Annotated in this window: 11 protein-coding genes and 1 pseudogene; 11 read left to right on the top strand and 1 reads right to left on the bottom strand. The window is 72.3% G+C overall.

Annotation, left to right across the window (positions count from 1 at the left end; translation table 11 throughout):
- Window positions 1–19: 19 nt before the first annotated feature.
- From ACZ6IM_RS27700 to ACZ6IM_RS27685, 4 genes are all read left to right on the top strand, one after another.
- The gene (locus ACZ6IM_RS27700; protein WP_469559972.1) at window positions 20–295 is read left to right on the top strand and encodes a phosphopantetheine-binding protein; all 276 of its coding nucleotides are present in this window, start codon (window positions 20–22) and stop codon (window positions 293–295) included.
- Window positions 292–1593: a beta-ketoacyl synthase N-terminal-like domain-containing protein gene (locus ACZ6IM_RS27695; RefSeq protein ID WP_469559970.1), complete on the top strand. Its 1302-nt coding sequence runs from the start codon at window positions 292–294 to the stop codon at window positions 1591–1593. The genes ACZ6IM_RS27700 and ACZ6IM_RS27695 overlap by 4 nt, the downstream gene beginning before the upstream one ends.
- 118 nt (window positions 1594–1711) lie before the next feature.
- Window positions 1712–2953, top strand: coding sequence for a cytochrome P450 (locus ACZ6IM_RS27690; protein WP_469559967.1), 1242 nt, complete (start codon window positions 1712–1714; stop codon window positions 2951–2953).
- 69 nt (window positions 2954–3022) lie between these two features.
- The gene (locus tag ACZ6IM_RS27685) at window positions 3023–4324 is read left to right on the top strand and encodes a MalY/PatB family protein (protein ID WP_052841986.1); all 1302 of its coding nucleotides are present in this window, start codon (window positions 3023–3025) and stop codon (window positions 4322–4324) included.
- Here the strand turns inward: ACZ6IM_RS27685 and ACZ6IM_RS27680 are convergent.
- Entirely contained in the window at window positions 4288–4977 is a 690-nt protein-coding gene (locus ACZ6IM_RS27680) for a Crp/Fnr family transcriptional regulator (RefSeq protein ID WP_469559964.1), read from the bottom strand. The two genes, ACZ6IM_RS27685 and ACZ6IM_RS27680, sit on opposite strands and share 37 nt — an antisense overlap.
- A 235-nt stretch (window positions 4978–5212) precedes the next feature.
- Between ACZ6IM_RS27680 and ACZ6IM_RS27675 the strand changes: the two are divergent.
- From ACZ6IM_RS27675 to tdh, 7 genes and pseudogenes are all read left to right on the top strand, one after another.
- Window positions 5213–6355: pseudogene (locus ACZ6IM_RS27675) on the top strand (ISAzo13 family transposase); the annotation flags it as partial.
- Between the two features lie 631 nt (window positions 6356–6986).
- Window positions 6987–8789: a sensor histidine kinase gene (locus ACZ6IM_RS27670; protein ID WP_469559961.1), complete on the top strand. Its 1803-nt coding sequence runs from the start codon at window positions 6987–6989 to the stop codon at window positions 8787–8789.
- A 95-nt stretch (window positions 8790–8884) separates the two neighbouring features.
- The gene (locus tag ACZ6IM_RS27665; RefSeq protein ID WP_030189437.1) at window positions 8885–9319 is read left to right on the top strand and encodes a roadblock/LC7 domain-containing protein; all 435 of its coding nucleotides are present in this window, start codon (window positions 8885–8887) and stop codon (window positions 9317–9319) included.
- 2 nt (window positions 9320–9321) lie between these two features.
- Entirely contained in the window at window positions 9322–9696 is a 375-nt protein-coding gene (locus tag ACZ6IM_RS27660; RefSeq protein ID WP_469559958.1) for a DUF742 domain-containing protein, read from the top strand.
- Window positions 9674–10303 carry a GTP-binding protein gene (locus ACZ6IM_RS27655; protein ID WP_052841982.1) on the top strand — a complete coding sequence of 210 codons (630 nt, stop codon included), beginning with the start codon at window positions 9674–9676 and terminating at the stop codon, window positions 10301–10303. The genes ACZ6IM_RS27660 and ACZ6IM_RS27655 overlap by 23 nt, the downstream gene beginning before the upstream one ends.
- Window positions 10300–10875, top strand: coding sequence for a GAF domain-containing protein (locus tag ACZ6IM_RS27650; protein ID WP_052841981.1), 576 nt, complete (start codon window positions 10300–10302; stop codon window positions 10873–10875). The genes ACZ6IM_RS27655 and ACZ6IM_RS27650 overlap by 4 nt, the downstream gene beginning before the upstream one ends.
- A 188-nt stretch (window positions 10876–11063) precedes the next feature.
- Window positions 11064–12092, top strand: coding sequence for an L-threonine 3-dehydrogenase (gene tdh / locus ACZ6IM_RS27645; RefSeq protein ID WP_052841980.1), 1029 nt, complete (start codon window positions 11064–11066; stop codon window positions 12090–12092).
- Window positions 12093–12113 lie beyond the last annotated feature (21 nt).

The raw sequence follows: 12113 nt of genomic DNA, 5'->3' as shown, positions 1-12113 counted from the left end.
CGAACCGGAGGTAACCGAAGTGAACGGATCGGACGCAAGCGTCCCCGGCACCGACAGCGCCGAGGAACGAGTCCTGACGGTGCTGCGCCGCACCACCCTGGACATCGTGCCGGAGGTCGAACCGGCCTCGTTCACGCCCGACCGGACCCTGTCCGAACTGGGCTGCAACAGCATCGACCGGGCCGAGATCGTCACCCTGGCCATGGAGGAACTGGACATCGCGGTGCCCGTGCACGAGTTCCACCAGGGGATGGACATCGGCACCCTGGCCGCGCTCATGCTCAAGCAGCTGTGAGCGGACCCGCCGCGGGCGGGAGCGCGGTGGTGGTGACCGGGCTCGGTGTGCTCGGCGCCGTCGCCGCCGGCCCCGAGGACCTGACCGTCGCACTGCGCTCGGGACGGTGCGCCCTCAGCACACCGTTCCCACCCGCCGACGCGGACCGGCCGGGCGTGTCCTGGCCCGCGTTCACCGCCGACCTGGCGGCGGACGACGTACCCGACCGAGCCCTGGAGACGCTGCCCGGCCTGCCCGACGCCCTGCGCGGCGCGGCCCGGCGGACCGTGCTGCGGGCGCCGGTCCCGGTACGGGCGGGCGTCGTCGCCGCGCTCCAGGCATGGCTGGAGGCCGGGCTCGACCGTACGGCGCCGCCGCCCGAGCGCATCGGCGTCACGGTGGCCGGCAACAACCTGACGGAGCGGGTCACCGAGGACGGCCGGGCCCGTGCCGAGCGCAACCCCGCCCACCTGCCCGCCCGTTACGCCCTGCAGCACCAGGACACCGATCACGTCGCCACGCTCAGCCGCGTCCTGGGCCTGCGGGGCGAGGGCTGCACGGTCGGCGGCGCCTCGGCGAGCGGCAACCTCGCCCTCGTCCACGGCGCCCGGATGCTCACCGCCGGGGCCGCCGACGTGTGCCTCGTCGTGGGCGCCATGACCCGGCTGTCGCAGCTGCAGACCCGCGGCTTCCTCACGCTCGGCGCGATGGCCCCGGCGGACGGCGCGCCCCCGCACCCCCCGGCGCCGTTCGACACCGGCCACCGGGGCTTCCACCCCGGGCAGGCGGCGGCCTGCGTGGTCCTGGAGACCGCCGCCTGTGCCCGGCTCCGCGGCGCGCCCGCCCTGGCCCGGATCGCGGGCGGCGCCGTCGTCCTGGACGGCAACCACCTGGCCGACCCGTCCGTGGACGGAGAGGCACGGGCCATGTCCGGGGCACTCGCACGGGCGGGCGTGGGCGCGGCGGACATCGGCTGGGTCAGCGCCCACGGCACCGGGTCGCCACTGGGCGACCGGACCGAGGCCGACGCCCTGCGCAAGGTCTTCGGAGCGGGCGACGAGGGTCCCTGGATCAACGCGACCAAGACACTCTCCGGGCACTGCCTCAGCGCCGCCGGCGTGGTCGAGGCCGTGGCCGCCGTACTGCAACTGCGGGCCGGGTTCGTGCACCCCGACCCCGGTCTTCGCGAGCCCGTCGACGCCGGTCTGCGCTTCGTGCGCGACGAGCCGCGGCGCGCTTCCGGCGGCTTCGTGCTCTCGAACGGATTCGGCTTCGGCGGCATCAACACCGCCGTCGTGCTGGCCCATCCGGACGCCTGAGCCGAGCCGTCGACAGCGCCGATGCTCAGAAGTGAACAGAACCGGGGCAGCGCCGGAACGTAGGGTCGCAACCCGTGCCGGGAGCGGGCCGATGGTGGCAGCGAGGGAAGGGTTTCCTATGACGGACACGACCGACAACACCGGAGCGCTGCGGGACGCCGATGCCGAACCGCCCGCCTTCCCGCAGGAGAAGGCACCGGGCTGCCCCTTCGACCCGCCGCCCGGATACCGCCGGTTCCAGGCCGAGGACCCGTTCGCCCGGGTCACCCTGCCCAGCGGCCAGCGGGCGCGCGTGGTCACCCGGCACCGGGACGTACGGGCCGTGCTGGACGACCCCCGCTTCAGCGCCGACAGCGCCCACCCGGACTTCCCGCGGATGTTCCCCCGGCCCGTGCCCCAGGTCCTCAAGGGCACCTTCCCCCGGCTCGACGGCGCCGAGCACCTGCGCTACCGCCGGATGCTCGCCAGGGACTTCACCGGCCGCAGGGCGGAGGAACTGCGGTCCCGGATCGAGCAGATCGTGGACCACCGCCTGGACCTGATGGAGGAGCGGGGCGGCCCGCTCGACCTCATGGAGGAACTCGCCTACCCCGTGCCGTCCACCGTCGTGTGCGAGCTGCTCGGGGTGCCGGCCGAGGACAGCCCGCTGTTCGAGTCCCGCACCCGGGTCCTCATCAACGGCCGCAGCACACCCGAGGAGACGCTGCGGGCCAAGGACGACATCCTCCACCATCTCGAGGGGGTGGTGGCGGCCAAGGAGAAGCAGCCCGGCGACGACCTGATCAGCCGGCTTCTGGTCGAACAGGTCACCCCCGGACTGCTGGACCGCGCCGAGGTCGCCGTCATCGCCTGGCTGCTGCTCGCCGCCGGCCACCACACCACCGCGACCATGATCGGCACCGGCACCATGCTGCTGCTGGAGAACCCGGACCAACTGGCCGCCCTGCGCGCCGACCCGGCGCTGCTGCCGGGCGCGGTGGACGAACTGCTGCGGCACCAGACGGCCATGCAGATCGGCATGAACCGGATCGCCACCGAGGACGTCACCATCGGGGAGCAGACCGTGCGCGCGGGGGAGGGCGTCGTGTGCCAGCTGGCGACGGCCAACCGGGACGCCGACGTCTTCCCCGACCCCGACCGCTTCGACGTGACCCGCACCGCCCGCGGCCAGCTGGCCTTCGGCCACGGCCCCCACCAGTGCCCCGGACAGTCCCTGGCCCGCATCGAGCTTCAGGTCACCGTGGGCCGGCTGTTCGACCGGCTGCCCGGACTGCGGCTCGCCGTCCCCGCGGCCGACGTGCCGTTCTGGCACCACCTGTTCGGCATCCACGGCGTCAAGGAACTGCCGGTCACCTGGTGACATGCGGCGTCGCCCCGCGGCCCGGGGCGGCCCCGCCACGGCCCCGCCCGAGCGACGGAGGAGGAGTCGTTGTCGGAGGTACAGCAGGAGCTGGTCCACCTGTTCGACGGGTTGCGCGCGGTCTCGCTGTCCACCCGGCGCAGCGAGAAGTGGCGGCGCTACCCGCCCGACATACTCCCGGCGTTCATCGCCGAGATGGACTTCCCCGTCGCCGAGCCGGTGCTCGAGGCCATCAGGGCGCACCTCACCGTGGGCGGTGACCTCGGCTACGCGTACGCCTACACCACCGAGGCGCCCGTGCAGCGGGCGTTCGCCGCCTGGGCACGGGCGAGTTACGGCTGGCGGGTGGAGCCGCGGAGGGTGGTGCTGTTCCCGGACACCATGCGGGTGATGGAGGTGGCGCTGGAGCAGTTCACCGAGCCGGGCGACGCCGTCGTGGTCGACGTGCCCGCCTATCCGCCCTACTTCGAGGCCATCGCCGCGGCCGGCCGCCAGGTCGTGCCCCGGCCGATGCGGCTGCGCGGGGGTCGCTGGCGGCTCGATCTGGAGGGGCTGGCCAGGGCCTTCCGGGCCGGGGCCGCCGCGTATTTCCTGTGCAACCCGCACAACCCCACCGGGCGGGTCCTGACCGGTGACGAACTGCGCGAAGTACTCGCGCTGGCGGCGGAGTTCGGGGTCGCGGTGATCTCCGACGAGGTGCACGCGCCGCTCACGCACCCGGGGCACCGGCACGTGCCGCTCGGTTCGCTGCCCGAGGCGAGGCGGGTGGCGACGGTGACGGCGGCCTCGGCGAGCAAGGGCTGGAACCTGTCAGGTCTGAAGTGTGCGATGGCGGTGGCCGGCCGGTCCCGGGACCACGACCGGCTCATGGAGATGCGGCCGAGGGAACGGGACGGCGTGGGCATACTCGGGGTGAGCGCGAGCGAGGCCGCCTTCACCCTGGGCGGCCCCTGGCTGCGTACCGTCCGCCACTACCTGCACGGCAGCCGGAGGATGCTCGTCGAACTGTTCGAGTCCTTCGGTCCGGACCTGGTGCTGGTCCCGCCCGAGGCGAGCTATCTGGCGTGGCTCGACGGCCGGCGGCTGGCCGACCGGCTGGGCAGTGACGATCTGGCGGAGTTCTTCCTCGGCCGCGGCAAGGTTGCCGTCAGCGACGGCCGGGAGTACGGGAGCGAGGGCTTCATCCGGCTCAATTTCGGCACCTCCCAGCGCTTGCTGGAGGAAATGGTCCGCCGGATGGAGAAGGCTGTGCGGGAGGAGTCCCCGGAATCGGGCGGTGCCGCCGGGGCACCGCCGCCGAATGTTCCTGGATATCCCGCTCCGGTGTGCAGTTCTTACAGACCGGCGGACAAGGAGGAGTTCTCCAGATAGTCCGTCAGCTCGGCTATGTGGATACAAAGATGTGCTTCCTCGGTGCGGTGAACCACGCCGGCCACCGAGAATCTCTTGAGGAAGTAGCCGACGCGGGAACGTGTTGTCCCTACCATTTCTGCCAGCTCTTCCTGCGTTATTCGATCGCGTATCTGAGCGGTCTGGTCCTTGCGTCTTCCGACCTTTTCCCCGAGTTTTACCAGCAGTGCCGCCAGTCTGTGCTCACTGTCCATCGTCACCAGATTGGCGATCACCTGCTGCTGCTCCAGCAACCGGTTCGCCATGTGGCCGATCAGCGCCTCGCGCAGCGGCGGATCGCAGTCGTTCAGGATCTGCGCGACGTGGACCTGCACCAACGTCGTGACCTGCATGGCCTGTGCGGTCTCGGTGTGCTTGGCGGCCAGTACGCTCGACTCTCCGAACACGTCGGCGGGACCGTGTATGGACAGCAGGCACTGCTTTCCGTCGCGGGTGTGCGTCAGTGTCTTCACCTGACCGCTCTCGACCAGATAGATGTGCGCGTCGGGCTGACCGAGATTGTACACGTGTTCTCTCCGGCCGACACGAAATCTTGTCCCCCTGATGGTCCCTCTTCTAGCTGCTTCCTGAAGTGCGGTGGCCAGACTGCGCTCTGTGTTACAGAAGGGTTCCATTCCACTCCCGGTGACCTTATTTGATCGCCAAAGCCGCTGGTGAAGAATGTTGTGCAGATCGAATTCCTGCGCCGAATCTAAGGCATCGGTCCAAGGTAACGGTAGTGCTACGGTCCAGGTTGGCTGCAAATGGCCGCAACACGGTGGGGCGGATTGTTCTACGACACTCCGCCGGCACACCGCCGAAAAATAACTCCGGGTTCTCGCGGGGCCGCCGGAGCCGTAGGGTGTTGTCGTGGCAGAGGGGATCGAGGCGGTACTGGCGGAGAAGTACGCCTGCTTGTTGCCGCATCTGGACGAGCGGCAGCGGCGGCTGGCACTGGGAGCGGACGCGAGGGCTCTGGGGCGCGGAGGCGTCCGGCTGGTGGCCCGGGCCGCCGGGGTCTCGCGGGAGACGGTCTCGCGCGGCGTGGCGGAACTCGCCGGCGATCCGGGACCGCCGGGCCGGGTGCGGCGTGCGGGCGGCGGGCGCAAGCGGCTGCGGGACAAGCACCCCGGCCTGGTGCCGGCCCTGCTGGCACTGGTGGAACCCGGGCCGCGCGGGGATCCGGAGTCGCCGCTGCTGTGGACGACGAAGTCGACCCGGAAGCTGGCCCAGGCGCTGACCGCCCAGGGGCTCCGGGTCGGTTCGGACACGGTGGCGGCGCTGTTGAAGGAGGAAGGATTCTCCTTGCGGGGTGCCGGCGGCACGACCGAGGGGGCCCGCCACCCGGACAGGGACGCCCAGTTCCGCTACGTCAACAGCCGGGTCCGGGAGTTCGCCGACGCCGGACAACCGGTGATCAGTGTGGACGCCAGGAAGGCGCCGGCGCCGGGCGACCGCGCGGGCGCCGGGACCGACCCGTACGAGAGCCACGAACCGCCCGAGAGCCCCGGCCGGACGCCGGTCGGCTGTGACGGTGACACCGCGGCGTTCGCGGTGGCCACCCTGCGACGCTGGTGGGACGGCGAGGGCCGGCGCCGCTACCCGGATGCCGCGCGTCTGCTGATCACCGCGGACGTCGGAGGCTCGGACGGCTGCAGGGTGAGGGCGTGGCAGAAGGGACTCGCGGACTTCGCCCGCTCCACCGGCCTGACCGTGACGGCCTGCCACATCCCGCCGGGAACCTCGAAATGGAACCGCAGCGAGCACCGGCTCCTGTCACGCATCAACACGAACTGGCGGGGGTGGCCGCTGACCAGTCACGAAGTCGTCGTCAACAGGATCGGTGAGGTCGCCACCGGCACGGGCCCGGCCGTCCCGGCCGTCCACGCCGAGTCCGGTCCGGCACAGGTCCCCGTCCGCGTCCACGTTCCGGACGAGGCCGTCGCCGCTGTGCCGCTGACCCCCCACGACTGGCACGGCACCTGGAACTACACCCTCGACCCGGGACGGCCGGCCAGGACGTGCCTGAAGCCCTGAAGCCCTGAAGCCCTGAAGTTATTTTTCGGCGGCTGCCCGGGGCCACGGCGGTCGGACGCAACCCGTCCGACGACGGCAGAGGTTTCGGTCCCCGCCCCGCGCGGTGGGTGGTCCAGCAGGTCATCGGGGGCCTCCAGCCGCCCCCGCTCCTCGTTCGCGCCCCGGCCACCGGCCTCGCCCGCAGCCGCTCCGGGGGAGCGCTCCTGCCGGGCGAGGGGCGGCGCATCCGCGATCGGACCGTGCGCGGACCGCCGGCGGGACGCTGTCGAACCCCTGTGAACGGAGGGAGTCAAGAGTGATTTTCAGCCGAGAATCCGCCTTCTGTTCGAGCTTCTCTTCGAGTCCGCTCCACCGGATGTCTCCGGCTCGCGGTCGCCGTCACGCGCGGTGACTGAATTTGATGGAGTCCGACCGTTTCTCCGTCGTTCGGGAACGGGTGTGTTTCAGGCTTATCGGTCTGTCGTACGAGGCCTCATACCAGAGCGGGACATTGCCCGGGGGACTTTGGCAACTGCCCACCGCACATGAGGAGCAGCCGACTACTGTCAGTGTCCGTCGGGCGACGTAGGGCCGACGGACCAGTACACGGACCAGTACGAGGACACCGATGTCTCACCTCCGCGCCCCGGCCGCGCGAGCAGACCGCCGCGAGGGCGGGCGGCACGGCCGGCCGGCCCCACGGACCACCGCCGCGCTGCCCGAGACCCACATACGGTCCCAACTCCTGAGGCTCGCCGTCCTGCCGCCGGTCGCGGTGGCCCTCAGCGCCTGCGCGGTCGTCCTGTTCACCGTCCGGTCCACCGGCGCCCGGCCCGGCCCCGTCCTGTGGGCCGTCCTGGCCGGAGCGGTCTCGGTGACCGTCGTGGCCGTCGTCGTCGCCGCCTTCGCCGCCGACCGCGCCGCGCGGTCCGTGCACGACCGCGTCGGCGCCCTGCGGCGCAGCACCGCGCGCCACGAGGGCGACCTGCGAGCCGTGGTCGATGCGTTGCGCCGCGGTGAGACCCCGCCCCAGCGCAAGCCGCGCGGCGGACCGCCGGACGACGCGGACGACTTCGAACTGCTCGCCGCCGACCTCTCCCGCGCCCACGACGGCGCCGTCACAGCCGTCGTCCGGGCCGCCCAGCTCTCCAGCCAGGCGGGCAGCGAGCAGAAGCTGGAGGTCTTCGTCAACCTCGCCCGGCGCCTGCAGTCCCTGGTGCACCGGGAGATCTCCATCCTGGACGAGCTGGAGAACGAGATCGAGGACCCCGACCTCCTCAAGGGCCTCTTCCACGTCGACCACCTCGCCACCCGCATCCGCCGCCACGCCGAGAACCTCGCCGTGCTCGGCGGTGCCGTCTCCCGCCGCCAGTGGAGCAACCCGGTCGACATGACCGAGGTGCTGCGCTCGGCCATCGCCGAGGTCGAGCAGTACTCCCGGGTCCGGCTGGTTCCGCCGATCGACGGCACGCTGCGCGGCCACGCCGTCGCCGACGTCATCCACCTGCTGGCCGAACTCGTCGAGAACGCCACGCTGTTCTCCGCCCCGCAGACCCAGGTGCTGATGCGCGCCAACCTCGTCACCTCGGGGCTGGCCGTCGAGGTCGAGGACCGCGGACTGGGCATGCCGGTCGACGAGCAGAGCCGGATGAACGCCCTGCTCGCCGACCCCGACCAGGTCAACGTCGCCCGCCTGCTGGCGGACGGGCGCATCGGGCTGTTCGTCGTCTCCCAGCTCGCCAAGCGGCACGGGATCACCGTGCGGCTGCAGACCAACATCTACGGCGGCGTCCAGGCCGTACTGGTCGTGCCGCAGGCCCTCTTGGGCGCCGGGCCGGGGATGCTCCCCGGAGGCGCGGCCCACCCGGCGGAGGCCGCCGCGGGCGAGCCGGTGCCCGTGCCGCCGCCCCGGCACCAGCCGCGGGCCGTGGCCCCCGCGATGCCGCCGGCGGCGCCGGACGCACCCGCTCCCGCCCCGCCCGCTCCGGCCCCGGCTGTTCCCGCACCCGCCCCGGCCCCGGCGGGGACCGGTCCCGTCCAGGTGCGCAGGGCCGACGGGGAACCCGTGCCGCTGCCCGTGCGCGGCACGCACCGCAACCGTCCCACCCCGGCCGCCGCCGTGCCCGGTGTGCGGTCCGAGGACCGGGGTGTCCTCGCCGAGCACGCGGCCATCCCGCCCGTCCCGCGGCACAGCGCGGTGCGCGGGACCATGGGGAAACCCCAACTTCCGCGCCGCCGCGCCCAGGAGCACCTCGTGCCCCAGCTGCGCGGTGGCCCCGCGCCCCGCCAGGAGCCCGAGGAGTACACCGGCCACGACCCGGGCCTGATGGCCGCCTTCCAGCGCGGTGTCGGCCTCGCGGAGGCCCGGCAGCGCACCGAACCGGCGCCCCTGGCACCGGCCCACGGCGACCCGGGCATGACGGCCGAATGACCACCCGCACCACCACCTCCACGACCACCCCCACCACCCCCGTCCTCATGACCAGCGCTCCCGCAGACCTTCGTACCCCAAGGAGTCGATCCACCATGGCGAGCGATGCGCCGACCGGCCAAGTGTCCGACCTCGACTGGCTGATGAGCGGCCTCGTCCAGCGCGTGCCGCACACCAGCAGCGCGGTGCTCCTGTCCGCCGACGGACTCGTGAAGTCCGTCCACGGACTCGACGCCGACAGCGCCGACCACATGGCGGCCCTGGCCTCCGGCCTGTACTCCCTCGGCCGCAGCGCCGGCGTCCGCTTCGGCGACGGCGGGGACGTGCGGCAGGTCGTCGTCGAACTCGACTCGACGCTCCTCTTCGTCACCACCGCGGGCTCCGGCACCTGCCTGGCCGTGCTGGCCGGCCGCGAGGCCGACGCGGCCGTGCTCGGCTACGAGATGGCGATGCTCGTCAAGAGCGTCCGCCCCTACCTGGTCACCGCGCCCCGGCAGCACGCCGTCGAACCCCCGGCGATGAGGCCTTGACGGTGGCCGCGGCCGGCGACGGGCCCTGGCTCGACGAAGCGGCCGGACGGCTGGTGCGCCCCTTCACCGTCAGCAACGGCCGTACCCGGCCCACCGTCGCGCTCGACCTGATGTCCCAGGTCATGGCCACCGGGGCGACCCCCCTCGGCTACCTCGGACCCGAGCACGCGCAGGCACTCGACCTGTGCCGGGCGCCCCTCCCGGTCGCCGAGCTCGCCGCACATCTGCGGCTGCCGGTGGCGGTCACCAAGGTGCTGCTCTCGGACCTCGTCGACTGCGGCGCGCTGACCACCAAACCCCCCGCCGCGTTCCACCACCACCCCACGGACCGGGCCCTTCTGGAGGCAGTGCTCGATGGACTACGACGACAGCTCTGACTACGCGCACGGCGAAGGCGCCGACCCGTTCCCCACCGCCCTGAAGATCCTCGTGGCGGGCGGGTTCGGCGTCGGCAAGACGACCTTCGTCGGCGCGGTCAGCGAGATCGCGCCGCTGAGCACGGAGGAACTGCTCACCACGGTCAGCGCCGCGACCGACAATCTCGACGGAATCGAGAACAAGCTCGAAACGACCGTGGCCATGGACTTCGGCCGCATCACCCTCGATGCCGAACACGTCCTGTACCTGTTCGGAACGCCCGGCCAGGAACGCTTCTGGTTCATGTGGGACGAGCTGTGCGAAGGCGCGCTCGGCGCGGTGATCATCGCCGACACCCGCCGCCTGGAGGAGTCCTTCGCCGCCGTCGACTTCTTCGAGGAACGCGGACTCGGCTTCGTCGTCGCGATCAACGAGTTCGACGGCTCCTACCGCTACGACCCCGAGGAGGTGCGCGCGGCCATGGACCTGCACCCCGAGATCCCGATCGTGCGCTGCGACGCCCGGATCTCCAGCTCCGGCGTCCAGACACTGCTCACCCTCGTACGCCACCTCATCGCCCACACCCCGGCCCCGGCGTCGGGGTCCGGCGCCGGAGTCCGCCCATGAGCTACGACCCGCCGCGCCCGGCCGGACGTCTGCTGCTCACCCCCGAGGACCGGGAGGCCCCCGCCCGGGTACGACGGCTGCGCCTGCTGGGTCTGGCGGAACGCTCCGATCCGGCCCTCGACGCCTTCGCCGCCCACCTCGCCGGCCTCGCCGAGGCGCCGTACGCGATGGTCAACTTCCTGGTGGAGGGCGGGCAGTTCTTCGCCGGGCTGCGGGTGCCCGAGGTCCCGCCGGTGACGCGGGGCGACGGGACCAGCCCCGAGTTCGGCCGGGTCCAGCCCAGGGACCACGGCTTCTGTCCTCACGTGGTGGTCCGGCGCAAGGCGCTGGTCCTGGAGGACGTGCGCGACTATCCGCGCTTCGCCGGCAATCCCGTCGTCGACGCCTTCGGCATCCGCTCCTACCTCGGCGCCCCGCTCATCGACAGCACGGGGACGGTCCTGGGCACCGTCGCCGCCGCCGACGTGCGGCCCCGGAGCTGGGGTACCGCGGGGCTGGTCACGATCAAGTCGGCGGCGGCCGACCTCGTACGGCGCATCGAGCGCAGCGCGGAGGACGGGCTTCCGCTGTGAATCGCAGGGCGATCGGCTGCCCGGGGCGTGCGGCGTGAAGGAAAGCTGCGGCCGGGCTTAAGAAAGGCTCGATGGACCCGGGGCGGTGTCGTACGGCAGATTGCTGTGCGATTCCCCTCCCCTCCCCGGACGCGGGCCGCTTCGGCGTGCCCACCGCCGGGACCTCACCCCCGTCAGGAGCCGTTCAGTTGAAGGCGCTGGTCAAGGAGAAGGCGGAGCCCGGGCTCTGGCTCGCGGACGTACCCGAGCCCGCCGTGGGACCCGGTGACGTCCTCATCAAGGTGCTGCGCACCGGCATCTGCGGCACCGACCTGCACATCCGGGCCTGGGACGGCTGGGCGCAGCAGGCCATCCGCACCCCGCTCGTCGTGGGGCACGAGTTCGTCGGCGAGGTCGTCGGCACCGGGCGCGACGTCACCGACATCAAGACCGGCGACCGCGTCAGCGGCGAGGGCCATCTGGTCTGCGGCAAGTGCCGCAACTGCCTGGCCGGACGGCGCCACCTGTGCCGCGCCACGGTCGGTCTCGGCGTCGGCCGGGACGGGGCGTTCGCCGAGTACGTCGCCCTGCCCGCCGCCAACGTCTGGGTGCACCGCGTCCCCGTCGACCTCGACGTCGCCGCGATCTTCGACCCGTTCGGCAACGCCGTGCACACCGCGCTGTCCTTCCCGCTGGTCGGCGAGGACGTCCTCATCACCGGCGCCGGACCGATCGGCCTGATGGCCGCCGCCGTGGCCCGGCACGCGGGCGCCCGCAACGTCGTGATCACGGACGTGAGCGAGGAGCGGCTGGACCTCGCCCGCAAGGTCGGCGTCAGCCTCGCCCTGAACGTCTCGGACGCGTCCATCGCCGACGGACAGCGCGAGCTGGGCCTGCGCGAGGGCTTCGACATCGGCCTGGAGATGTCCGGCCGCCCCGAGGCGATGCGCGACATGATCGCCAACATGACGCACGGCGGCCGGATCGCGATGCTCGGCCTGCCGGCCGAGGAGTTCCCGGTCGACTGGGCCCGCATCGTCACCTCCATGATCACCGTCAAGGGCATCTACGGCCGCGAGATGTTCGAGACCTGGTACGCCATGTCCGTGCTGCTCGAAGGCGGCCTCGACCTCGCCCCGGTGATCACCGGCCGGTACTCCCACCGCGACTTCGAGGCCGCGTTCGCCGACGCGGCGAGCGGCAGGGGCGGCAAGGTCATCCTCGACTGGACCGCGTAAGTCATCTGCTTTCCTAGGAGC

This window comes from Streptomyces sp. NPDC042336 (genome assembly GCF_055581985.1).
The sequence above is the reverse complement of the archived record's forward strand: the minus strand, read 5'-3'. Positions and strand labels throughout refer to the sequence as shown.

Bases quoted from the DNA above. Each gene is read 5' to 3' on its own strand.
- ACZ6IM_RS27650 (WP_052841981.1), top strand. From the start codon at position 10,300: ATGAGCTACGACCCGCCGCGCCCGGCCGGACGTCTGCTGCTCACCCCC.
- ACZ6IM_RS27665 (WP_030189437.1), top strand. From the start codon at position 8,885: ATGGCGAGCGATGCGCCGACCGGCCAAGTGTCCGACCTCGACTGGCTG.
- ACZ6IM_RS27690 (WP_469559967.1), top strand. From the start codon at position 1,712: ATGACGGACACGACCGACAACACCGGAGCGCTGCGGGACGCCGATGCC.
- ACZ6IM_RS27680 (WP_469559964.1), bottom strand. From the start codon at position 4,977: ATGGAACCCTTCTGTAACACAGAGCGCAGTCTGGCCACCGCACTTCAG.
- ACZ6IM_RS27655 (WP_052841982.1), top strand. From the start codon at position 9,674: ATGGACTACGACGACAGCTCTGACTACGCGCACGGCGAAGGCGCCGAC.
- ACZ6IM_RS27670 (WP_469559961.1), top strand. From the start codon at position 6,987: ATGTCTCACCTCCGCGCCCCGGCCGCGCGAGCAGACCGCCGCGAGGGC.